This is a genomic window from Burkholderia sp. MSMB0856 (assembly GCF_001524645.2).
GTDB lineage: Bacteria > Pseudomonadota > Gammaproteobacteria > Burkholderiales > Burkholderiaceae > Burkholderia > Burkholderia diffusa.
Map to the genome: position 1 here is coordinate 133,062 of NZ_CP013427.1, position 21,684 is coordinate 154,745.

Annotated in this window: 19 protein-coding genes; 13 read left to right on the forward strand and 6 right to left on the reverse strand. The window is 69.4% G+C overall.

Annotation, left to right across the window (positions count from 1 at the left end; all coding sequences use genetic code 11):
* The first annotated feature begins 173 nt into the window (after positions 1-173).
* From WS87_RS01595 to WS87_RS01605, 3 genes are all read left to right on the forward strand, one after another.
* Complete coding sequence (locus WS87_RS01595) at positions 174-1,328, forward strand: pyridoxal phosphate-dependent aminotransferase (protein WP_059814504.1); 1,155 nt, start codon at positions 174-176, stop codon at positions 1,326-1,328.
* 114 nt (positions 1,329-1,442) lie between these two features.
* Positions 1,443-2,231 carry an ABC transporter substrate-binding protein gene (locus WS87_RS01600; protein WP_059814666.1) on the forward strand — a complete coding sequence of 263 codons (789 nt, stop codon included), beginning with the start codon at positions 1,443-1,445 and terminating at the stop codon, positions 2,229-2,231.
* Positions 2,232-2,244: 13 nt separating this feature from the next.
* Positions 2,245-3,675 (forward strand): FAD-binding oxidoreductase, encoded by a 1,431-nt coding sequence (locus tag WS87_RS01605; protein ID WP_059814501.1) that lies wholly within the window; start codon positions 2,245-2,247, stop codon positions 3,673-3,675.
* Between the two features lie 28 nt (positions 3,676-3,703).
* Here WS87_RS01605 and WS87_RS01610 read toward each other — a convergent pair whose 3' ends face one another.
* The 3 genes from WS87_RS01610 to WS87_RS34500 form a co-directional block, all read right to left on the reverse strand.
* Positions 3,704-4,276: a PadR family transcriptional regulator gene (locus tag WS87_RS01610; protein WP_059814498.1), complete on the reverse strand. Its 573-nt coding sequence runs from the start codon at positions 4,274-4,276 to the stop codon at positions 3,704-3,706.
* Positions 4,277-4,344: 68 nt separating this feature from the next.
* Complete coding sequence (gene cadR / locus WS87_RS01615) at positions 4,345-4,776, reverse strand: Cd(II)/Pb(II)-responsive transcriptional regulator (RefSeq protein WP_059814495.1); 432 nt, start codon at positions 4,774-4,776, stop codon at positions 4,345-4,347.
* A gap of 51 nt (positions 4,777-4,827) precedes the next feature.
* Positions 4,828-5,370, reverse strand: a complete 543-nt coding sequence (locus tag WS87_RS34500) for a hypothetical protein (RefSeq protein WP_261341819.1) — start codon at positions 5,368-5,370, stop codon at positions 4,828-4,830.
* A 27-nt stretch (positions 5,371-5,397) separates the two neighbouring features.
* On the opposite strand from WS87_RS34500, the gene WS87_RS01620 reads away from it, so the two are divergent.
* The gene (locus WS87_RS01620) at positions 5,398-7,506 is read left to right on the forward strand and encodes a heavy metal translocating P-type ATPase (protein WP_261341820.1); all 2,109 of its coding nucleotides are present in this window, start codon (positions 5,398-5,400) and stop codon (positions 7,504-7,506) included.
* A gap of 10 nt (positions 7,507-7,516) precedes the next feature.
* The gene (locus WS87_RS01625; RefSeq protein ID WP_059816425.1) at positions 7,517-7,897 is read left to right on the forward strand and encodes a zinc ribbon domain-containing protein; all 381 of its coding nucleotides are present in this window, start codon (positions 7,517-7,519) and stop codon (positions 7,895-7,897) included.
* Between the two features lie 93 nt (positions 7,898-7,990).
* Here the strand turns inward: WS87_RS01625 and WS87_RS01630 are convergent, their stop codons facing one another.
* Positions 7,991-8,869 (reverse strand): AraC family transcriptional regulator, encoded by an 879-nt coding sequence (locus WS87_RS01630; protein WP_059816428.1) that lies wholly within the window; start codon positions 8,867-8,869, stop codon positions 7,991-7,993.
* 275 nt (positions 8,870-9,144) lie between these two features.
* Here WS87_RS01630 and WS87_RS01635 point away from each other — a divergent pair, with 275 nt between their 5' ends.
* The 4 genes from WS87_RS01635 to eutC all read left to right on the forward strand — a co-directional run bounded on the left by WS87_RS01635 (position 9,145) and on the right by eutC (position 14,515).
* A complete protein-coding gene (locus WS87_RS01635) occupies positions 9,145-10,617 on the forward strand; it encodes a mechanosensitive ion channel (protein WP_059531158.1) in 1,473 nt (490 codons plus the stop codon).
* A gap of 193 nt (positions 10,618-10,810) precedes the next feature.
* The gene (eat, locus tag WS87_RS01640) at positions 10,811-12,223 is read left to right on the forward strand and encodes an ethanolamine permease (RefSeq protein WP_059816432.1); all 1,413 of its coding nucleotides are present in this window, start codon (positions 10,811-10,813) and stop codon (positions 12,221-12,223) included.
* 106 nt (positions 12,224-12,329) lie between these two features.
* Positions 12,330-13,727: an ethanolamine ammonia-lyase subunit EutB gene (locus WS87_RS01645; protein WP_059816435.1), complete on the forward strand. Its 1,398-nt coding sequence runs from the start codon at positions 12,330-12,332 to the stop codon at positions 13,725-13,727.
* Complete coding sequence (gene eutC, locus WS87_RS01650; RefSeq protein WP_059531149.1) at positions 13,724-14,515, forward strand: ethanolamine ammonia-lyase subunit EutC; 792 nt, start codon at positions 13,724-13,726, stop codon at positions 14,513-14,515. Before WS87_RS01645 ends, eutC begins: the two co-directional genes overlap by 4 nt.
* A gap of 13 nt (positions 14,516-14,528) precedes the next feature.
* Here the strand turns inward: eutC and WS87_RS01655 are convergent, their stop codons facing one another.
* Positions 14,529-15,413, reverse strand: coding sequence for a LysR family transcriptional regulator (locus tag WS87_RS01655; protein WP_059531146.1), 885 nt, complete (start codon positions 15,411-15,413; stop codon positions 14,529-14,531).
* A gap of 142 nt (positions 15,414-15,555) precedes the next feature.
* On the opposite strand from WS87_RS01655, the gene WS87_RS01660 reads away from it, so the two are divergent.
* Entirely contained in the window at positions 15,556-17,160 is a 1,605-nt protein-coding gene (locus WS87_RS01660) for an MFS transporter (protein WP_059816658.1), read from the forward strand.
* 224 nt (positions 17,161-17,384) lie between these two features.
* Here the strand turns inward: WS87_RS01660 and WS87_RS01665 are convergent, their stop codons facing one another.
* Positions 17,385-17,813 (reverse strand): pyridoxamine 5'-phosphate oxidase family protein, encoded by a 429-nt coding sequence (locus WS87_RS01665; protein WP_059691516.1) that lies wholly within the window; start codon positions 17,811-17,813, stop codon positions 17,385-17,387.
* Between the two features lie 317 nt (positions 17,814-18,130).
* Here WS87_RS01665 and exaC point away from each other — a divergent pair, with 317 nt between their 5' ends.
* From exaC to WS87_RS01680, 3 genes are all read left to right on the forward strand, one after another.
* A complete protein-coding gene (gene exaC, locus WS87_RS01670; protein ID WP_059531136.1) occupies positions 18,131-19,657 on the forward strand; it encodes an acetaldehyde dehydrogenase ExaC in 1,527 nt (508 codons plus the stop codon).
* Positions 19,658-19,905: 248 nt separating this feature from the next.
* Positions 19,906-20,448: a hypothetical protein gene (locus tag WS87_RS01675; protein WP_059816437.1), complete on the forward strand. Its 543-nt coding sequence runs from the start codon at positions 19,906-19,908 to the stop codon at positions 20,446-20,448.
* Between the two features lie 185 nt (positions 20,449-20,633).
* The gene (locus tag WS87_RS01680) at positions 20,634-21,668 is read left to right on the forward strand and encodes a helix-turn-helix domain-containing protein (RefSeq protein ID WP_059816440.1); all 1,035 of its coding nucleotides are present in this window, start codon (positions 20,634-20,636) and stop codon (positions 21,666-21,668) included.
* Positions 21,669-21,684 lie beyond the last annotated feature (16 nt).

Sequence of the window (21,684 nt, forward strand, 5' to 3'; positions counted from 1 at the left end):
GGGCACACGGCCTTGGCATTGAGCCTTGCGTATGGCCAATCATGAGAAAAATGCATGACCCCCATGACGAACTTTCGATTGTCCGCCCTTATTGACTCGGGCTAAATCATGCGTCATGAGCCGGGCCGCGCGCGTCGCGCGGGCCGGTGCGAAGGACATCTGAAGGAGGAGTCATGCGAAGCGCCACCACGCCCCGCTCGAAGCTGCCGGACGTCGGGACGACGATCTTCACGGTGATCGGCCAGCTCGCCGCGCAGCACGATGCGCTGAACCTGTCGCAGGGCGCGCCGAATTTCGCGCCCGATCCGGCGCTCGTCGAGGGCGTCGCGCGCGCGATGCGCGACGGCCACAACCAGTACGCGCCGATGGCCGGCGTCGCGTCGCTGCGCGAACGCCTCGCGGAGAAGACGGAGACGCTGTACGGCACGCGCTACGACCCGGGCACCGAGATCACGGTGATCGCGAGCGCGAGCGAAGGGCTCTACGCGGCGATCAGCGCGCTCGTGCATCCGGGCGACGAAGTGATCTATTTCGAGCCGTCGTTCGACAGCTATGCGCCGATCGTGCGGTTGCAAGGGGCGATGCCGGTCGCGATCAAGCTGTCGCCCGAGCATTTCCGCGTGAACTGGGACGAAGTCGCCGCGGCGATCACGCCGCGCACGCGAATGATCATCGTCAACACGCCGCACAACCCGACCGCGACGGTGTTTTCCGCCGACGATCTCGAACGGCTCGCGCAGCTCACGCGCAATACCGGCATCGTGGTCCTGTCGGACGAGGTTTACGAGCACGTGGTGTTCGACGGCGCGCAGCATCAGAGCGTCGCGCGTCACCGTGAGCTCGCCGAGCGCAGCGTGATCGTGTCGTCGTTCGGCAAGTCGTTCCACGTGACGGGCTGGCGGGTCGGCCATTGCATCGCGCCGGCCGAACTGATGGACGAGATCCGCAAGGTGCACCAGTTCATGGTGTTCTCGGCCGATACGCCGATGCAGGTCGCGTTCGCGGAAATCCTCGCGCGGCCGGAAAGCTATCTCGGCCTGTCGGCGTTCTACCAGGCCAAGCGCGACCTGCTCGCGCGCGAGCTGGCCGGTTCGCGCTTCGAGCTGCTGCCGAGCGAAGGCTCGTTCTTCATGCTCGCGCGCTTCCGGCACTTCTCGGACGAACGCGACAGCGACTTCGTGTTGCGCCTGATCCGCGATGCGCGCGTCGCGACGATTCCGCTGTCGGCGTTCTACACCGACGGCACCGACGCGGGCGTGATCCGGCTCAGTTTCTCGAAGGACGACGCGACGCTGATCGAAGGCGCGCGGCGGTTGCGTTCGCTGTAATCGCGGGCGCGGCCCGCACCCCAAGCAGGCGACGTGTACGTCGCACGGAAAGTCACCGCCGGAACCGGCGCACGTGCGAACGCACGGCGCCGGCCGACAAGCCAGGAGATCACGATGAAGCATGCACACACTCTCAAGCTCGCGTTCGCACTCGCGTGCGCGCTCGGTTCCGGCGCGGCGCTCGCCGACGGGCAGACGCTGCGTTTCGGCCTCGAGGCGCAATACCCGCCGTTCGAGTCGAAGGCGCCGAACGGCGACCTGCAGGGCTTCGACATCGACGTCGGCAACGCCGTCTGCCAGACCGCGAAGCTGTCGTGCAAGTGGGTCGAGACGTCGTTCGACGGGCTGATTCCCGCGCTGAAGGGCCGCAAGTTCGACGCGATCAACTCGGCGATGAACGCGACCGAACAGCGGCGCCAGGCGATCGACTTCACGACGATCATCTACCGCGTGCCGACGCAGCTGATCGCGCGCACCGGCAGCGGCCTGCTGCCGACGCCGGAATCGCTGAAGGGCAAGCGCGTCGGCGTGCTGCAGGCATCGATCCAGGAAACCTACGCGAAGGCGCACTGGGAGCCGGCCGGCGTGTCGATCGTCGCGTACCAGGATCAGAACCAGGTGTATGCGGATCTCGTGGCGGGCCGTCTCGACGCAACGCTGGTGCTCGCGCCGGCCGGCCAGCGCGGCTTCCTGTCGCGCCCGGACGGCAAGGGTTTCGCGTTCGTCGGCCAGCCGGTGCGCGACGACCGGATTCTCGGCAGCGGGATCGCGTTCGGCCTGCGCAAGGGTGACGACGCGCTGAAGGCGAAACTCGATTCCGCGATCGACAAGCTGAAGGCGGACGGCACGGTGAAGTCGCTCGGCCAGAAGTACTTCGGCGATATCGACATCTCCACCAAGTAAGCGGACGCGCACGATGCAGAGCCTGGATACGGGCGGAGAGCCTGGCGGCGACGGCGCGGCGGCGCCGGCGGACGACACGCTCGAGGCGGCGCTCGTCGCCGCACTGGGCGACACGCTGGTCACGCGGGCGGCCGAGATCGATCCGCGCTACTTCACCGCGTACAACGAGCCGGCCGGTGTGCGGCCTCGCGCGCTGGTGCGCCCGCGCAGCGTCGACGACGTGTCGCGCACGCTCGCGCTGTGCACGCGGCTCGGGCAGCCGGTCGTGCCGCAGGGCGGTCTTACCGGGCTCGCGCGCGGCGCGGTCGCGCTGGGCGGCGAGGTCGTGCTGTCGATGGAGCGTTTCGCGGGCGTCGAGGCAATCGACGCGGCGGCGGGCACGATGACGGTGCGCGCCGGGACGCCGTTGCAGACGGTGCAGGAGGCCGCGGACGCAGCGGGCTTCACCTTCGGCGTCGATCTTGGCGCGCGCGGTTCGTGCCAGATCGGCGGCATGCTCGCGACCAACGCGGGCGGCACGCGCGCGATCCGCTACGGCATGATGCGCGAGCAGGTGCTCGGACTCGAGGCCGTGCTCGCCGACGGCACCGTCGTGTCGTCGATGAACCGGATGCTGAAGAACAACGCGGGCTACGACCTGAAGCAGCTGTTCATCGGCAGCGAAGGCACGCTCGGCGTCGTCACGCGCGCCGTGCTGCGGCTGCATCCGAAGCTCGCCGCGCCGGCCACCGCTCTCTGCCGCGTGCATGGCTACGACGCCGTCGTCGGGTTGTGGAACCGCCTGCGCGCACTGCCCGAGATCGTCAGTTTCGAAGCGATGTGGCCGGCCTTCTACGACTACGTTGCGGGCCGCACGCCCGGCGTCGTCGCGCCGTTCGCGGGCGACGGCGGCTTCGCGGTGCTGATCGAATGCGCGACGAGCGCACCGGGCGGCGATGCGCGCCAGGCGCTGGAAACCGGCCTGGCGGATGCGATCGAGGCGGGGCTGGTCGACGATGCGGCACTCGCGACGTCCGAGCGGCAGGCGCACGACCTGTGGACGTTGCGCGAGGGCCTTGCGATCGATGCGCTGCCGCATCTGGTGAACTTCGACGTGAGCCTGCCGACGGGCGAGCTCGGCCGGTTCGCAGAACGCTGCGAGGCGGCGTTGCGTGCGGTGTGGGCCGACATCGTGTGCCTGTTCTTCGGCCACGTCGGCGACGGCAACGTGCATATCGGCGTATCGCTCGCCGGCATGCACGACGCGGACGCCGAGGCGATCGATCGCTGCGTTTACGCGGTCGTTCGGGACATGGGCGGCTCGGTGTCGGCGGAGCACGGCATCGGCATGCTCAAGCGCGCCTATCTCGCGCACACGCGCAGCGAAGCGGAAATCGGCTTGATGCGGCGCCTGAAGGCCGCGCTCGATCCCGCAGGCGTGCTCAATCCCGGCAAGGTGCTCTAATCGATCGGTGCGAGCCGGGGCGGGCGCGTCAGCCGTCGACCCAGCGCAGCGCGCCGATCTTCAGGTGTTCGACGACGCTGCGCGCCCAGTCGAGCTCCGCGTTGAGCAGCACGAGCGCATGCTCGTTCTGCAACAGGAACAGGCGCGGCACCTGGTCGTTCTGCGCGGCGTTGCGCAGCGACTCGAGACGTTCGCGTTCGGTGTCGAGCGCGGCGATGCGGCGCTCGAGTTGCTGGCGTGCATCGTCGGCGTCGAGCAGCGGCAGGAAGGCGAGGCCGGCGCCGAATGCCGGAAACTCGCGCGCGGGCTCCGCGAGCAGCGCATGCAGCCACGCCTGCCCGGCCGTATGCCCGGCTTCGGTCAGCGTGTACAGCGTGCGTTCGGGAAACGCGCCATCGCGCTCGGTGTCGTGCACGGCGATCAGCCCGTCGCGCAGCAGCCGGTCGATCGTCTGGTAGAGGCTCGTGCGCTGCCGCACGTTGACGACTTCGTCATAGCCGCGCGCCTTCAACTGCTGGAGCATTCCGTATGGATGCATCGGCGTTTCGGTGAGCGTCGCGAGGACCGCGAGCGCGAGCGGAGACAGGCGGCTTGTTGCCATGAATAGTTCGGTTATGTCTAGTGAGAATATAACTAGTATCGACTAGACTATCATATTCCACAAGGGTTTCAGCCGAGGTGTGAGCGCTTCGCGGCCGGCGCGACGGTTTCCATCGTCGTGAGACCGTGAACGATGCCGCAGTCCTCGACCGAATGTTCGCCGACGCACTGGCGGCGCAATTCGGTGAGCTGATCGCGCAGATGCGTCAGTTCGGCGAGGCGCGCGTCGACGTGGCCGATGTGCTCGTCGAGCAGCGCGTTGACCGAATCGCACGGGTCGGCCGGCGTGTCGGTGAGATGCAGCAGCGCGCGGATTTCGTCGTGTGCCATGTCGAGCGCGCGGCAGTTGCGGATGAAGCGCAGCCGCTCGACGTGCACGTCGGTGTAGTTGCGGTAGTTCGAATCGGTGCGCTCGGCGTCCGGCATCAACCCCTCCTTCTCGTAGAAGCGGATCGTTTCGGGCGTGCAGCGGGCCGCCTTGGCCAGTTCGCCGATCTTCATGGCTTTCTCCGTTGTAAGGGTTGACCTTGTAGTGGCTTCAGGGTGTTAACTCTACACCGTCAAGCCATAGAGGAGGTTGTCATGACCGACGCCCAGCGTACCCCCGACCCACGACACCGCCATGCCGGCGGCGCCGATGCGTGCTGCGCCGACGCGCGCGACACGCAGGCGGCGACCGTTGCCGACGCGGCGCCGGCGGCCGGCGAGCACGCGCATGGCGACGCGGCGGCGCACCGCGCGCAGCCGCATGCATGCGGCCACGATCATGACCACGATCACGCATCCGCACACGGGACGGCGCACGATCACGACGACCATGCGCACGGCGACGGGCATGAGCACGGAGCGGCGTGCTCGCACGCCCACGCGGCGCATGACCATGCCGGTCAAGACCACGACCACGACCACGACCACGACCACGACCACGACCACGACCACGACCACGACCACGACCACGACCACGACCACGACCACGACCACGACCACGACCACGACCACGACCACGACCACGACCACGCGGCCGGCGCCTGCTGCGCGCCGGCCGCGCTGACGCTCGCGCCGCTGCCGGTCGCGCGGGCGACCGCGACGGGTCACGTCCGCTCCGCGTTCCGGATCATGCAGATGGACTGCCCGACCGAGGAAACGCTGATTCGCAAGAAGCTCGGCGGAATGCAGCAGGTCTCGGCGCTCGAATTCAACCTGATGCAGCGGATGCTGACCGTCGAACACGTGCCCGGTGCGCAGCCGGCGATCGAAAGCGCGATCCGCACGCTCGGGATGACGCCGGAAGCCGCGTCGGCCGACGCACCGGCAGCACCCGTCGCACCGCCGCCCGCGAAGCCGTGGTGGCCGCTCGCGCTGGCCGGCGTGGCCGCGATCGCGTCCGAGGCCGTGAGCTGGGCCGGTCTGCCGGTGTGGCTGTCGGCGGTGCTGGCGCTCGCGGCGGTGCTTGCATGCGGGCTGACCACTTACAAGAAAGGCTGGATCGCGATCCGCAACGGCAACCTGAATATCAACGCGCTGATGAGCATCGCGGTGACGGGCGCGATGGCGATCGGCCAGTGGCCGGAAGCCGCGATGGTGATGGTGCTGTTCACGATCGCCGAGCTGATCGAGGCGAAGTCGCTCGATCGCGCGCGCAATGCGATCCAGGGCCTGATGCAGCTCGCGCCCGACACCGCGACCGTGCAGGACGCCGACGGCACGTGGCGCACGATCGAGGCCGCGCAGGTCGCGCTCGGCGCGATCGTGCGCGTGAAGCCGGGCGAGCGGATCGGGCTGGACGGCGAAGTGGTCGCGGGACGCTCGACGGTGAACCAGGCGCCGATCACCGGTGAGAGCCTGCCGGTCGACAAGACGTCCGGCGACGCGGTGTATGCGGGCACGATCAACGAAGCGGGTTCGTTCGACTATCGCGTGACGGCGGTGGCCGCCAACTCGACGCTCGCGCGGATCATCCACGCGGTCGAGGAAGCGCAGGGCGCGAAGGCGCCGACGCAGCGCTTCGTCGACCAGTTCGCGCGCGTCTATACGCCGATCGTGTTCGCGGTCGCGCTGCTGGTCGCGGTGGCGCCGCCGCTCGTCATGGGCGGCGCGTGGCACGACTGGATCTACCGTGCGCTGGTGCTGCTCGTGATCGCGTGCCCGTGCGCGCTGGTGATCTCGACGCCGGTGACGATCGTGTCGGGGCTCGCGGCCGCGGCACGGCGCGGGATTCTCGTGAAGGGCGGCGTATATCTGGAAGAAGGCCGCAAGCTCGCGTGGCTCGCGCTCGACAAGACCGGCACGATCACGCACGGCAAGCCGGTGCAGACCGATTTCGACCTGAATGCGACGGACGTCGACGCGGCGCGCGTGCGTCACCTCGGCGCGAGCCTCGCGGCGCGTTCCGATCACCCCGTGTCGCAGGCGATCGCCGCCGCGGCCCGCGACGCGCAGACGGCAGCGTTCGCCGATGTAGAGGACTTCGAAGCACTCGTCGGGCGCGGCGTGCGCGGCACGATCGACGGCACGCGCTACTGGCTCGGCAACCACCGCCTCGTCGAGGAGCTCGAACGCTGCTCGCCGGCGCTGGAGGCGAAGCTCGACGCGCTCGAGCGGCAGGGCAAGAGCGTCGTGATGCTGGTCGACGACACGCGCGTGCTCGGCATCTTCGCGGTGGCCGACACGATCAAGGACACCAGCCGCGCGGCGATCGCCGACCTGCACGCGCTCGGCATCCGCACCGCGATGCTGACCGGCGACAACCCGCACACCGCGCAGGCGATCGCGCGGCAGGCCGGCATCGACGATGCGCGCGGCAACCAGTTGCCCGAGGACAAGCTCGAGGCGGTCGAGGAACTGTCGGCGGGCGGTGCGGGCGCGGTCGGGATGGTCGGCGACGGCATCAACGACGCACCGGCGCTCGCGCGCGCCGACATCGGCTTCGCGATGGGCGCGATGGGCACCGACACGGCGATCGAGACGGCCGACGTCGCGCTGATGGACGACGACCTGCGCAAGATCCCCGCGTTCGTGCGGCTGTCGCGCGCGACGCATCGCGTGCTGGTGCAGAACATCGGCTTCGCGCTCGGCGTGAAGATCGTGTTCCTCGGCCTCACGGTCGCGGGGCTCGGCACGATGTGGATGGCCGTGTTCGCCGATGCGGGCGCGAGCCTGATCGTCGTCGGCAACGGGCTGCGGCTGCTGTCGAAGACGGGCGTGTTCGACGGCGCGGCGGCTAAGCGATGAGGAGCGGGCGATGAGCTTTCTGAAGCGGATCCTGGGCGGCCACGGAGGTCGCCACAGCGGTGGTGGCCACGGCAGCGGGCATGGAGGCGGCCACGGTAGCGGCGGGCATCACGGCGGGCAGCAACGCGATGGTCACGGCGGCCACGATGCGCGCGGCCGCGACCGGCACGGATGGGGCTGGCAGCCGTCGGCCGACGCGCAGGGCGGCCCGGGCGGCAACGTGCCGCTGCGCCAGCTCGCGTGCGCAGGCTGCGGCGCGATCAACGCCGCGGATGCGCGATTCTGCGCGCAGTGCGGCGGATCGCAGCGCGGCAAGGCGTGCAGCCGGTGCCACGCGGCGCTGGCCGCCGACGCGCGCTTCTGCCCTGGCTGCGGGACGCAGGCCGGGTAAGGCGCGATCGCCGGCCGTGTTGCCGGCGTGACGGCCGATCCCCAAGACGGCATGGCGCGCGGGCTCGGCGCCCCCGGCGCCACGCAACACCGCTCAACGCAGCGGCAAATGAATCTCGGTGCGCAGGTCGGCCGGCGCCGCATCCATCGGCGTATTCAGATACAGCTCGAACGGCGGCGCATCGGCGGCTTCGCGGCCCGAGTGCCGCAGCCAGTCGCCGTACAGCCACTGGTAGGCCGTCTTCAGGTCCGCATACGGCCCCGTGTGCAGCAACACCGCGTACTCGCCGCCGGCAACCGCGATGCGCTCCACGGGCGGCGTCGGCTCGACGTCGGGCGCGCCGTCGGCCGGCACGAAGCACGCTTTCGCGCGCAACTGCGCCTCGGGCGTCGTGTCCGGATCGTCGTAGAAGATCCCGATCATCCGCGCGCCGGGGCCGATCAGCCCGTGCCGCCCGACCCACGCGCCGATCTGCCCGAACGCGTCGCCGACCTTCAGGTACGCGCCCGTATGCGGCACCGCATAACCGCGCAGGTCCGGCAGCCGCCGGATCTCGACTTCCTGCTTGAACATGTCTTCCTCCCCTCGCTGTAACGGATAAATCGGCCGGTGGACCCCCGCGAGCCGGTGCTGCACGGGCGGCACGCCGTAAGCATCGCGAAATGCGCGGGCGAACGCGTGCGTCGAGCCGTAGCCGGCGCGCCGCGCGATCGCGTCGAGCGGCAGCGTCGTGCACACGAGATCCTCGGACGCGCGCACGATCCGCATCCGCCGCACCGTCAGCACGATCGACTCGCCGTACAGCGCGCGATATACGCGCTGCCAGTGATACGGCGACAGGCACGCGATTTCGGCGAGCCGGTTCAGGTCGAGCGTGTCGTCGAGGTGCGCAAGGATGTAGTCGTGAACGCGCGCGACGCGTGCCGCATAGCGGGCCCACGCGGGCGTTTCGGCTTTCGTGTCGACGGTCATGCGTGCATCCCGGGCAAGAGTCGACGTCACGGTAGCACGCCGCCGATTGATAAATCTTGCGGAAATGCGTAGGGCAAATAATTCCGGCCCTTTTTATTTCGGCGAAATTGGGTCTCGTTCCCGTCGATCTATGTCTAAAGTTAAAGACGGTGAAATCGGGTGATCGCGTCATTTTTCTCGGGTAAGTTGCTCGGACGGCAACGCACGGTTTTCGAAGTACGCAGGTAGTTCGTCGATGTTCAATCGCAACGCCACGTTTTTCGGGAGAAGAAGAAATGGATGCTTCCAGCTTCATCACGTCGCTGCAGACCACGCTAGGCGGATACCTGCCCAAGATCGCCGGCGCGATCGGCATCCTGGTGATCGGCTGGCTGATCGCCGTGGCGGTGCGGGCCGGCGCGCTCCGGCTGCTCAACGCGCTGAAGGTCGATCAGCGGATCAACGAAAGCACCGGCCAGGGCGCGTGCGTCGAGCGGATCATCGCCGGCGGGCTGTTCTGGCTCGTGCTGCTCGTCACCGCGGTGGGCATCTTCAACGTGCTCAACCTCTACGCGGTCTCCAATCCGTTCTCGCTGCTCGTCACGCACATCGTCAACTACCTGCCGAACCTGATCGGCGGCGCGGCGCTGACGCTGATCGCGTGGCTGATCGCATCGCTGCTGCGCAGCCTCGCGAACCGCGCGCTGAAGGCGAGCAAGGTCGACGACAAGCTGTCCGAAAGCGCGGGCATGCAGCCGATGAGCGGCTATCTCGGCGACGTGCTGTTCTGGCTCGTGATCCTGATGTTCCTGCCGGCGATTCTCGCGTCGTTCGCGCTGTCCGGCCTGCTGTCGCCGGTGCAGGGGATGGTCGACAAGCTGCTCGCGATCGTGCCGAACCTGTTCGCGGCCGCGGTGATCGGCTTCGTCGGCTGGATCGTCGCGCGCGTGCTGCGCGGTCTCGTGACGAACCTGCTCGTCGCCGCCGGCGCCGATCGCCTCACGCAAGGCCTCGACAGCCCGACGCCGGTGCGCGTGTCGAGCCTGATCGGCACCATTGTCTATGTGTTCGTGTTCGTGCCGACGCTGATCTCCGCACTCGACGCGCTGAAGATCGACGCGATCTCGATCCCGGCCACCAACATGCTGAACCAGTTCCTCGGCGCGGTGCCGGACATCGTCGCGGCGATCGTGATCGTGCTCGTCACGTTCTACTTCGCGCGCTTCGTCGCGTCGCTCGCGCAGAAGCTGCTGGAGGCCGCCGGCGTCGACGGGTTGCCGGCCGTGCTCGGCGTCGAGCGCGTGTTTTCGGGGATCCTGCAGCCGTCGGTGCTGGTCGCGCGGCTGATCGTGTTCTTCGCGATGCTGTTCGCGTCGGTCGAGGCCGCGAACCGGCTCGGCTTCACACAGGTGCGCGACGTCGTCACGCTGTTCATCGAATTCGGCGGTCACGTGCTGATGGGCGGCGTGATCCTCGTGATCGGCGTGTGGCTCGCGGGCCTCGCGCGCCGCGTGATCGAGCAGGCCGACCGCGAGCACAGCGTGCTGTTCGCGCGGATCGCGCAATTCGCGATCCTCGGCCTGGTGTTCGCGATGGGGCTGCGCGCGATGGGCATCGCCAACGAGATCGTGCAGCTCGCGTTCGGCCTCGTGCTCGGCGCGATCGCGGTGGCGGTCGCGCTGTCGTTCGGCCTCGGCGGCCGCGAAGCCGCCGGCAAGCTGCTCGACCGCTGGTTCAACCAGCGCGGCGGCGGCCCGTCGGGCCAGTAAGCGTCGGCCGCCCGGCCGCCTCGTGCGGCCGGACGGCGCGCGCGGGACGACCGCGACGCGCGGCCGGCGTTGCCGTCAGCGAAACGTCAGCCGTCATCTTTGCCGAATTTCGATAACACGTCGTTTAATGACTCTCTAGCATCGATTCTCAGTCGCGCGGGCCTGGCAGGCCGGCGCCTTTCAGGAGAATCCGATGAAAGCAGAGTCGAATGGCCGGCCCGTCGCCGGCGCCAAGTCGTCCGGCCAGCCCGCGCTGCAGCAGACGCTCGGGACCTGGCAACTGTGGGGCATCGCGGTCGGCCTCGTGATTTCAGGCGAATATTTCGGCTGGAGCTACGGCTGGGCGAGTGCGGGCACGCTGGGTTTCGTCGTCACCGCGCTGTTCGTCGCGGCGATGTACACCACCTTCATCTTCAGCTTTACCGAACTGACGACGTCGATCCCGCACGCGGGCGGCCCGTTCGCGTATGCGCGCCGTGCGTTCGGCCCGGCGGGCGGCTATCTCGCCGGCGCGGCGACGCTCGTCGAGTTCGTGTTCGCGCCCCCCGCGATCGCGCTCGCGATCGGCGCGTACCTGCACGTGCAGTTTCCGGGGCTCGAACCGAAACACGCGGCGATGGGCGCGTATCTCGTGTTCATGGCGCTGAACATCGTCGGCGTGCAGATCGCCGCGACGTTCGAGCTGGTCGTCACGCTGTTCGCGATCTTCGAGCTGCTGGTGTTCATGGGCGTCGTGTCGCCGGGCTTCGCGTGGAGCAACTTCATGAAGGGCGGCTGGTCGGGCGCCGATCATTTCAGCGTCGGCGCATTCCACGGCATGTTCGCGGCGATCCCGTTCGCGATCTGGTTCTTCCTCGCGATCGAAGGCGTCGCGATGGCCGCCGAGGAGGCGAAGAACCCGAAGCGCTCGATCCCGATCGCCTACGTGGCCGGCATCCTGACGCTCGTCGCGCTGGCCATCGGCGTGATGGTGTTCGCCGGCGGCGCGGGCGACTGGACCAAGCTCGCGAACATCAACGACCCGCTGCCGCAGGCGATGAAGTACATCGTCGGCGCGAACAGCGGCTGGATGCACATGCTTGTGTGGCTCGGGCTGTTCGGGCTCGTCGCGTCGTTCCACGGGATCATCCTCGGCTATTCGCGCCAGATCTTCGCGCTGGCCCGCGAAGGCTACCTGCCGGAGTGGCTCGGCAAGGTGCATCCGCGCTTCAAGACCCCGCATCGCGCGATTCTCGCGGGCGGCGTGGTCGGCATCGCGGCGATCTACAGCGACGAGCTGATCCAGTTCGGCGGCCAGACGCTCACCGCCAACATCGTGACGATGTCGGTGTTCGGCGCGATCGTGATGTATATCGTAAGCATGGCGTCGCTGTTCAAGCTGCGCCGTTCGCAGCCGAACATGGCGCGGCCGTTCCGCGCGCCGCTGTACCCGTTCTTCCCGGCATTCGCGATCGTTGCGGCCCTGATTTGCCTTGCGACGATGGTGTACTTCAACGGGCTGGTGGCGATGGTGTTCGTCGCGTTCCTCGCGCTCGGCTACGCGTACTTCCTTGCGACCCGTTCGCAGCGCGCGAGCGCGCCGGCCGACGTGCTGCTGGAGGAATGACGATGACGAACCCGAACGGCCGCTGGTGACGGCATCCGGCGCGCCCCGTCGAACGGGCGCGCCGTCGGCGTTTCGCAAGGCAAGGACTGGCAAGGAGATTCGAACGATGTCCTACACGGAGACGATCGGCCCGCGTACGTACCGCTTCGCGGACCTGAAGACGCTGCTCGCGAAAGCGAGCCCGCTGCGCTCCGGCGACCAGCTCGCCGGCGTCGCGGCGGCGAGCGAGGAAGAGCGCGTCGCCGCGAAGATCGCGCTCGCGGGCGTGCCGCTGAAGGCGTTCCTGAACGAGGCGGTGATTCCGTACGAACACGACGAGGTCACGCGCCTGATCCTCGACGATCACGACGCGGCCGCGTTCGCGGAAATCTCGCACCTCACCGTCGGCGACTTCCGCAACTGGCTGCTGTCGCCCGCGGCCGACGGCGCCGCGCTCGAACGGATCGCGCCGGGCCTCACGCCCGAGATGGTCGCGGCCGTGTCGAAGCTGATGCGCAACCAGGACCTGATCGCGGCCGCACGCAAGCGCCGCGTCGTCACGCGCTTTCGCAACACGGTCGGGCTGCCGGGCCGGATGTCGGTTCGGCTGCAGCCGAACCATCCGACCGACGACGTGAAGGGCATCGCCGCGTCGATGCTCGACGGGCTGATGTACGGCTGCGGCGACGCGATGATCGGCATCAACCCGGCGACCGACAGCCTCGCGGCGATCGTGAAGCTGCTCGCGATGATCGACGGGTTCCGCGAGCGCTACGGCGTGCCGACGCAGTCGTGCGTGCTCACCCACGTGACCAACACGATCGCGGCGATCGAGAAGGGCGCGCCGGTCGACCTGGTGTTCCAGTCGATCGCGGGCACCGAGAAGGCGAACGCGAGCTTCGGGATCTCGCTCGCGCTGCTCGGCGAGGCGCACGAGGCCGCGTTGTCGCTCGGGCGCGGCACCGTCGGCAACAACCTGATGTATTTCGAGACGGGCCAGGGCAGCGCGCTGTCGGCGAACGCGCATTTCGGCGTCGACCAGCAGACCTGCGAGGTGCGCGCGTATGCGGTCGCGCGCAAGTTCGATCCGTTCCTCGTGAACACGGTGGTCGGCTTCATCGGGCCGGAATACCTGTACGACGGCAAGCAGATCATTCGCGCGGGGCTCGAGGATCACTTCTGCGGCAAGCTGCTCGGCGTGCCGATGGGCTGCGACATCTGCTACACGAATCACGCGGAAGCAGACCAGGACGACATGGACACGCTGCTGACGCTGCTGGGCGCCGCCGGCATCAACTTCATCATGGGGATTCCGGGCGCGGACGACGTGATGCTGAACTACCAGAGCACGTCGTTTCACGACCAGCTCTACGTGCGCGAGGTGCTCGGCCTGCGCCGCGCGCCCGAGTTCGAGGAATGGCTGGAGACGATGGAGATCGCCGACGCGCACGGCGCGCTGCGCGCCGCGAACGCGCGCGTGCCGCTGCTCGCGGGCGCGAACGACTGGATGGGGATTTCGGCATGAGCGACGCCGTCGAAAAGAATCCGTGGGCGCAGCTGAAGTCGTTCACGAACGCGCGGATCGCGCTCGGCCGGGCGGGCAGCAGCCTGCCGACCGCGCCGCTGCTCGCGTTCAACCTGTCGCACGCGCAGGCGCGCGACGCCGTGCACCAGCCGCTCGACGCGGACGCGCTGCGTCGCGAGATCGACGCGGCCGGCTTCGCGACGCTCGGCGTGCAGAGCGCGGCGCCCGATCGCCAGCACTACCTGCGCCGGCCCGACCTCGGCCGCAAGTTGTCCGACGACGGACGCGCGCTGCTGGCCGGCTACGGCGCGGCGCTCGACGATGCGCCGGACGTCGTGTTCGTGGTGGGCGACGGGCTGTCGGCCTTCGCGGCCGCGAAGCAGGCGCTGCCGTTGCTGCAGGCGATGCGGCCGCGGCTCGACGCGGACGGCTGGCGGGTCGGCCCAGTGGTGGTCGCGACGCAGGCGCGCGTCGCGCTCGGCGACGAGATCGGCGAGCTGCTGCGCGCGCAGGTCGTCGCGATGCTGATCGGCGAACGGCCGGGGCTCAGCTCGCCGGACAGCCTCGGCGTGTACCTGACCTGGGCGCCGAAGGTCGGCTGCCACGACGCGCTGCGCAACTGCATCTCGAACGTGCGGCCCGAAGGGCTGCCGCATGCGGCCGCCGCGCACAAGCTGCATTACCTGATGACGCATGCGCGCAGGCTCAAGCTGACGGGCGTCGGCCTGAAGGACGACAGCGACGCGTTGTTGCCGCAGGCGGAAGCGGAGCGGATCGGCGCGGTGTGACGGGGCACCCCGTCTACTTGAACAACCGCTCGCACAGGAAGTCGACGAACACGCGCAGCTTCGGCGACAACTGCCGGCTCGACGGCCACACGATCGAGAACTGCCCCGGCGCGATCCGGTAGTCGTCGAGCACGGTGACGAGCGCACCCGTGTCCAGCGCGTCGCGCGCGAGGAAGTCGGGCATGTAGCCGATGCCGAGCCCCGCCATCACCGCGCCACGCAGCGCTTCCATGTTGTTGCAGGTCATCGCGGTGCGCAGCTTCAGCGGCGTGCCGTCGTCGGCGGAGAGCGCCCAGTCCTGCAGCTTGCCGGTGGTCGGGAAACAGTAGCGCACGCAATCGTGCGTTTCGAGATCGTGCGGCGCCCGCGGCAGGCCGGCCCGCGCGAGATACGCGGGCGTCGCGCACAGCACGAACGCGAACGGGCCGAGCCGCCGCGACATCAGGCTCGAATCCGACAGCGGGCCGCTGCGGATCACCGCGTCGAAACCGCCTTCGACGACATCGACCATCCGGTCGTTGAAATCCAGGTCGAGCTCGACGTCCGGATAGCGCTGCCTGAATTCGGGCAGCACCGGCAGCAGGAACCGGTAGCCGATCACCGGCAGGCTCACGCGCAGCTTGCCGCGCGGGCGCTGCGCGGAGGCCGTCACGGTCGCCTCCGCATCACGAAAATCCTCGAGGATCCGCTGGCAGCGTTCGTAGAAATGGCGTCCTTCGTCGGTCAGCGTGACGCGCCGCGTCGTGCGGTTGAACAGGCGCACGCCGAGCGACTGCTCAAGCCGCGCGATCGTCTTGCCGACGGCGGAGGCCGAGATGCCGAGCGCGCGGCCGGCCGCGACGAAGCTGAGCGCTTCGGCGGTGCGGACGAAGGCGGCGATGCCGTTCAGGTTTTCCATCGACGTAAGCGGGCGCGAAGCGGTGAATTGAAGAATTTTAGTCCGCTATATGCGGAGCTTCACGTTGTTTTTCGACGATTGAATCGAAATTATCCTTGATCGCGCTTGAGGCGCATCCGCGCCGGCTTTTCGAGGAGCGATGATGGATCACCCGTTTTCAGCCGCTTCAGCCACGTCGGCGCGCCGGCGCGCGTGGGTGCTGGCCGCCGTCTGCATGGCGGCGGTCGCGCTGCCGCTGTCGTTTTCGGGCGGCGCGGTCGCGACACCCGCGATCGGCCGCGACCTGCACGGCGGCACGGTCGCGATGAACTGGATCACCAACGCGTTCATGCTCGCGTTCGGCAGTTTCCTGATGGCGGCGGGCGCGCTGGCCGACCAGTTCGGCCGCAAGCGCGTGTTCGCGATCGGCGTCGGCGGCTTCACGCTGATGTCGGTGGCGCTCGCGTTTGCGCCGTCGATGCTCGCCGTCGACCTGCTGCGCGCCGCGCAGGGGCTCGCGGCGGCCGCGGCGCTCGCGGGCGGCACGGCCGCGCTCGCGCAGGAGTTCGACGGCGCGGCGCGCACGCGCGCGTTCAGCCTGCTCGGCACGACGTTCGGGATCGGGCTCGCGTTCGGGCCCGTGCTCGCCGGCGGCCTGATCGCGCACTTCGGCTGGCGCGCGATCTTCGTCACGGGCGCGGTGGCAGGCGCGTTGTCGCTCGCGTTCGGGTTGCCGCGCATGCACGAGTCGCGCGATCCGCACGCGACCGGGCTCGACTGGCCCGGCACGGCCGCGTTCACCGCCGCGCTCACGCTGTTCACGTTCGGCGTGATCGAGGCGTCCGCGCGCGGCTGGACGCATCCGCTCGTCGTCGCGCTGCTGGCGGCCGCGGCGCTGGGCGCGTGCGCGTTCGTCGCGATCGAGACGCGCGTCGCGCGGCCGATGCTCGACCTGTCGCTGTTCCGGATTCCGCGCTTCGTCGGCGTGCAGGTGCTGCCGGTGTCGACCTGCTGCTGCTACATCGTGCTGCTCGTCGTGCTGCCGTTGCGCTTCATCGGCATCGACGGCTTCAGCGAAATCGGCGCGGGCTGGCTGATGCTCGCGATCTCCGCGCCGATGCTCGTCGTGCCCCTCGTCGCGGCGACGCTCACGCGCTGGCTGTCCGCTGGCGTGATCTCAGGTCTCGGGCTCCTGCTCGCGGCGGCGGGCCTCGTATGGCTGGACGTCGCGCTGCGGGGCGGCGCGGGGCCGGCGGCGATCGCGCCGATGCTCGCGATCGGCGTCGGGGCCGGCATGCCGTGGGGGCTGATGGACGGGCTGTCGGTCAGCGTCGTGCCGAAGGAGCGCGCGGGGATGGCGACCGGAATTTTCAGCACGACGCGCGTGGCGGGCGAGGGGATCGCGCTCGCGATCGCAGGCGCGGTGCTGGCGACGCTCGCGCATGCCGATTTGCGGCAGGCGGCGGGCGCCTCCGACGCGGCGTTGCGCGCGGCCGCGCGGCTCGCCACCGGCGATCTTGCCGGCGCGGCGGCCGTGTTGCCGGGCGTCGAGCGTACGGCGCTGCTCGCGAGCTACACGCACGCGTTCGACCGCTTGCTGATCGGGCTCGCGGTCGTCACGGTGCTGTGTGCGGTGGTGGTGTTCGCGTTTCTCGGTGCCCGGCCCGGGGTGACGGAAGCACGCGGCGACGACGGTGAACACGCGCATCCCGACGCGCCGGCGCGCGGCCGAACCGAACCGGCTTGCGCGGAGGCAAGCGGGCGGTGAGCGGGGCGTCGCCGGGCGCGCGCGGGTCGACGATCGCGGGCAGCGTGTCCGTGCATGTTGCGGTCACGCGGATCCGTGAACCGACGGTCGGCCCCGCGCGCGAATGAGCGTCGGGCGCTGCGTCGCGTGCCGGGCACGCGTCCATCACGCTTGCACAAACGTCCGCGGCACCGCACCGGGCACTGCATGCCCGCCTCGTGCCGACGACGACATGGCGCCGCGCATCACGCCAGCACGAGCGGCGGCAATCCCGCATCGGCCCGCGCCTGCGCGCTCTCCACCTCGACGACCACATAGCGCAGCGCATCGGGCCACAGGTGCGCGCGACTGCCGGCATCTTCATCGATCGCCGCGCGCCCTTGCACGAGCCACGTCGTCTGCCGGACGAAATCGACGAACAGCAGCGCGATCGCCGGATTCACGAGCAGGTTGCCGATCGTGTTGAACAGGTTGTTGCCCGCGAAATCGGGCAGCACGAGCGTACGGCGATCGGGCAGGTCGACGAGCGGGGCGAACGAGCCGTCCGCGCGCGGCTGCCGGCCGCGATACGAGCAGTCGCCGTCGCCCGCCGCGTTCGCGGTCGCGACGATCAGGAAAGCCTGTTCGTGGATGAACGCGACGGCATCGTCGCCGAGGGGGCGCGGGTCGTTCATGGTTCGGTCGGCGCGTGGCCGGTGCGTGCGGATCCGCGTTCCGCACGCAAGCGACATGCCACGCTGCGCGCGGGGCGCGCGGCGACGCGTGCGCTTGCGCGCTGTGGAAAATCAGAACACCCGCCGCGCCGCCTGTGCCGTCGCGGTGTTCAGATTCGGCACACTCGTTTTCCGTGCGCCGGCACCGCCCGCGGCGGGCGGCCGGACGCACCGCTCCTGTTCCGTGTTCGGCCGGTTTGGCACGCATGTTGCGTAAACCGTGCAGCGCGATCCAACCGGCGCTGCATTCACACAAGCACGATGAACAGGAGACATGTATGAACCCGTTTGACCTGAAACAACTGGGCCTCGACGTCGAATATCCGTATCGTCAGCAGTACGACAACTACATCGGCGGCAAGTGGGTTGCGCCGGTGAAGGGCGAGTATTTCGAGAACGTGTCGCCGATCAACGGCAAGCCGTTCTGCCGCGTGCCGCGCTCCGGCGCCGACGACATCGAGGTCGCGCTCGATGCCGCGCACGCCGCGCGCCGCAAGTGGGGCAAGACGTCGGTCGCCGAGCGCGCGAACCTGCTGCTCGCCGCCGCCGACCGGATGGAAAAGAACCTGAAGCTGCTCGCGGTGGCCGAGACGATCGACAACGGCAAGCCGCTGCGCGAGACGATGGCGGCCGACCTGCCGCTCGCGATCGACCACTTCCGCTATTTCGCGGGCTGCATCCGCGCGCAGGAAGGCGGCATTTCCGAGATCGACGACAACACCGTCGCGTATCACTTCCACGAACCGCTCGGCGTCGTCGGCCAGATCATTCCGTGGAACTTCCCGCTGCTGATGGCCGCATGGAAGCTCGCGCCGGCGCTCGCGGCCGGCTGCTGCGTCGTGATGAAGCCGGCCGAGCAGACGCCCGCGTCGGTGCTGGTGCTGATGGAGCTGATCGGCGACCTGTTCCCGGCCGGCACGATCAACATCGTCAACGGCTTCGGCAAGGAAGCGGGCGAGGCGCTCGCGACCAGCAAGCGCATCGCGAAGATCGCGTTCACCGGCTCGACGCCGGTCGGCAAGCACATCCTGCGCACCGCGGCCGAGAGCCTGATCCCGTCGACGGTCGAACTGGGCGGCAAGAGCCCGAACATCTTCTTCGCCGACGTGCTCGACCAGGACGACGCGTTCCTCGACAAGGCGCTCGAAGGGCTCGCGATGTTCGCGCTGAACCAGGGCGAGGTGTGCACGTGCCCGTCGCGGATCCTGATCCAGGAATCGATCTACGAACGCTTCATCGAGAAGGCCGTCGCGCGCGTCGAGCGCATCAAGGCCGGCCACCCGCTCGACCTGCAGACGATGATCGGCGCGCAGGCGTCGCAGCAGCAGCTCGACAAGATCCTGTCGTACATCGACATCGGCCGCGACGAAGGCGCGCAATGCCTGACGGGCGGCGAGCGCACGGCACCGGCCGCCGACCTCGGCACGGGCTACTACGTGAAGCCGACGATGCTGCTCGGCAACAACAAGATGCGCGTGTTCCAGGAAGAGATCTTCGGGCCGGTCGCGTCGGTGATGACGTTCAAGGACGAGCAGGAAGCGATCGAACTCGCGAACGACACGTTCTACGGGCTCGGCGCGGGCGTGTGGACGCGCAACGGCACGCGCGCGTACCGCATGGGCCGCGAGATCGAGGCCGGCCGCGTGTGGACCAACTGCTACCACCTGTACCCCGCGCATGCGGCGTTCGGCGGCTACAAGCAGTCGGGTATCGGCCGCGAGACGCACAAGATGGCGCTGTCGAACTATCAGCAGACGAAGTGCCTGCTGGTCAGCTACCAGGCCGAGGCGCTCGGGTTCTTCTGATCGCCGGCGCAGGGAGGCGAAGTGCGGGCCGGGCGGCGGCGCAATGCTGCCCGGTGCGGTGGCCGGTGCCGGACGGCGGCGTGTCCGACGCCGGATCGCCGTGCAACGTTCGACGGTCCGGGCGATCGTCCGGCACTTCGCCGTTTTCGCCTTTCGTCATTCGATACGCGGCGTCGGCTGCGCGGCACCGGCCGTCGCGCGTTCGCGCCCGCATCGCGCATCCATCGATGGCCCCGACGGAAACCAGCATGGCAGAACCGCCCCGATCCTATCCGCGTCACCTGGTGTTCCACGCGGGCGAGCTCGACGCGCAGCACCGGTTCGGCGTGGCCGACGAAGCCGAGCGGATGAGCGACGTCGTCACGACGCGGCTGAGCATCGGCGTGCGCCAGTTCGTCGAATCGCAGCCGTTCATGTTCGTCGGCACGACGTGCGGCGGCCCGGCGCGCGTGACCTGCGACATCGTGCAGGGCATGCGCGACGCGAACGGCGACCTGTGGCCGGTCGTGCGCGTGATCGACACGAAGACGCTGCGCTTCGCGCTGCCGACGCACGGCGACGGCGACCGGATCGATGCGCGCGCGTGCGACGGTAGCGGCATCGGGCTGTTGTTCATCGATTTCGTGCGCGGCATCCGCTATCGGATCAACGGCCGCGCGACGTTGCGCGCCGATCTGCCGGCGGCGGATGCCGCGCCCTGGCCGGCCGGCAGCCCGATCGTCGAGCTGGCGGTCGCGCAGGCGTACGGCAATTGCGGCACGCGGGTCGTGCGGTTGCGGCCGGGCGCGTAGCGCGTCGCCGGGCCGCGCGCGGCGCGCATGCCGCACCCGCGCGGTGCGTGGCGTGCCGCCTCCGGGTGCGCCCTCATGGCGCGCGGCGGCCGCACGGCGTGCAATGACGGGCTTGTCGCCGGACCGCGCGGTTCGGCACGGGACTTGCGTGTTGGACGCAGTTCCGGGCAGGTGAGGAGAACACGATGGGTCAACGAGTGGAGTGCATGGCCGAGCCGACGGCCGAGGACACGCGGTGCAGCGCGCAGGGTGACGACGCGCTCGCCGGCCAGGCCGTGGTCAGCGTCGCGCACGACGCCGACGAGCAGGCGCGCAACCTGATCGGCTGGCGGCAGACTTACGACCAGCTCGCGGCTGGCCGTTTCGTCGGCACGCTGACCGAGCTGCCGCTCGACACGATGAAGCTGTTTCGCGAATCGACCAGCCACCTGCTGCGCCAGGCATGCGAGGTGCGCGGCGACGCGTACTGGTTCGGCATCCCGCTGGTCAGCGACGGCACCGCGCGCGTCGATGCGTGCCGCATCGGGCCCGGTGCGCTCGCGTTCCGGCCCGGCAACGTCGAATTCGAATTGCTGACGCCCGCGCAGTTCTCGATCTACGGCGTGGTCGTGCGCGGCGACGTGCTGCGCCGCTACGCGGAGGAAGTCGAACACTGCGCGCTCGACGAACGGCTGTTCACGCAGCGCGTGATCCAGGTCGGCGATACGCGGCTCGCGCGCCTGTGCGCGCTGCTCGGCCGCCGGCTTGACGGCGCGGCGGCCGTGGGCGGGCCGCTGCCCGACGCGCAGCGCGACGACCTGCAGGCCGAGGTGCTGGCCGCGCTGTTCGATGCGTGCGCGCAGCCCGCGGACGATGGCGTCGGCGGCGCACCGTCGACACGGCGCTGGATCGTCGAGCAGGCGCGCGAGTACGTGCTCGCGCACCGCACGCGCCCGGTCGGCGTGCCCGAGCTGTGCGAGCAACTGCACGTGAGCCGGCGCACGCTGCAGTACTGCTTCCAGGACGTGCTCGGCATGGCGCCCGCGACCTACCTGCGCACGCTGCGGCTGAACGGCGCGCGGCGCGACCTGTGCGGGCGGGCGGCCGGCTCGGTGCAGGACGTCGCGGAGGCGTGGGGCTTCTGGCACCTGAGCCAGTTCGCGACCGACTATCGGCGGCTGTTCGGCAAGCGGCCGTCGGAGACGCTGCGCGAGCGCGCGGTGACGGTGGCGGCCGGATGAGTCGGGCGGCGGCGCA

Coding starts and splice junctions, on each gene's coding strand:
- WS87_RS01595 (WP_059814504.1), top strand. CDS start 174: ATGCGAAGCGCCACCACGCCCCGCTCGAAGCTGCCGGACGTCGGGACG.
- WS87_RS01600 (WP_059814666.1), top strand. CDS start 1,443: ATGAAGCATGCACACACTCTCAAGCTCGCGTTCGCACTCGCGTGCGCG.
- WS87_RS01605 (WP_059814501.1), top strand. CDS start 2,245: ATGCAGAGCCTGGATACGGGCGGAGAGCCTGGCGGCGACGGCGCGGCG.
- WS87_RS01610 (WP_059814498.1), bottom strand. CDS start 4,276: ATGGCAACAAGCCGCCTGTCTCCGCTCGCGCTCGCGGTCCTCGCGACG.
- cadR (WP_059814495.1), bottom strand. CDS start 4,776: ATGAAGATCGGCGAACTGGCCAAGGCGGCCCGCTGCACGCCCGAAACG.
- WS87_RS01620 (WP_261341820.1), top strand. CDS start 5,398: ATGGACTGCCCGACCGAGGAAACGCTGATTCGCAAGAAGCTCGGCGGA.
- WS87_RS01625 (WP_059816425.1), top strand. CDS start 7,517: ATGAGCTTTCTGAAGCGGATCCTGGGCGGCCACGGAGGTCGCCACAGC.
- WS87_RS01630 (WP_059816428.1), bottom strand. CDS start 8,869: ATGACCGTCGACACGAAAGCCGAAACGCCCGCGTGGGCCCGCTATGCG.
- WS87_RS01635 (WP_059531158.1), top strand. CDS start 9,145: ATGGATGCTTCCAGCTTCATCACGTCGCTGCAGACCACGCTAGGCGGA.
- eat (WP_059816432.1), top strand. CDS start 10,811: ATGAAAGCAGAGTCGAATGGCCGGCCCGTCGCCGGCGCCAAGTCGTCC.
- WS87_RS01645 (WP_059816435.1), top strand. CDS start 12,330: ATGTCCTACACGGAGACGATCGGCCCGCGTACGTACCGCTTCGCGGAC.
- eutC (WP_059531149.1), top strand. CDS start 13,724: ATGAGCGACGCCGTCGAAAAGAATCCGTGGGCGCAGCTGAAGTCGTTC.
- WS87_RS01655 (WP_059531146.1), bottom strand. CDS start 15,413: ATGGAAAACCTGAACGGCATCGCCGCCTTCGTCCGCACCGCCGAAGCG.
- WS87_RS01660 (WP_059816658.1), top strand. CDS start 15,556: ATGGATCACCCGTTTTCAGCCGCTTCAGCCACGTCGGCGCGCCGGCGC.
- WS87_RS01665 (WP_059691516.1), bottom strand. CDS start 17,813: ATGAACGACCCGCGCCCCCTCGGCGACGATGCCGTCGCGTTCATCCAC.
- exaC (WP_059531136.1), top strand. CDS start 18,131: ATGAACCCGTTTGACCTGAAACAACTGGGCCTCGACGTCGAATATCCG.
- WS87_RS01675 (WP_059816437.1), top strand. CDS start 19,906: ATGGCAGAACCGCCCCGATCCTATCCGCGTCACCTGGTGTTCCACGCG.
- WS87_RS01680 (WP_059816440.1), top strand. CDS start 20,634: ATGGGTCAACGAGTGGAGTGCATGGCCGAGCCGACGGCCGAGGACACG.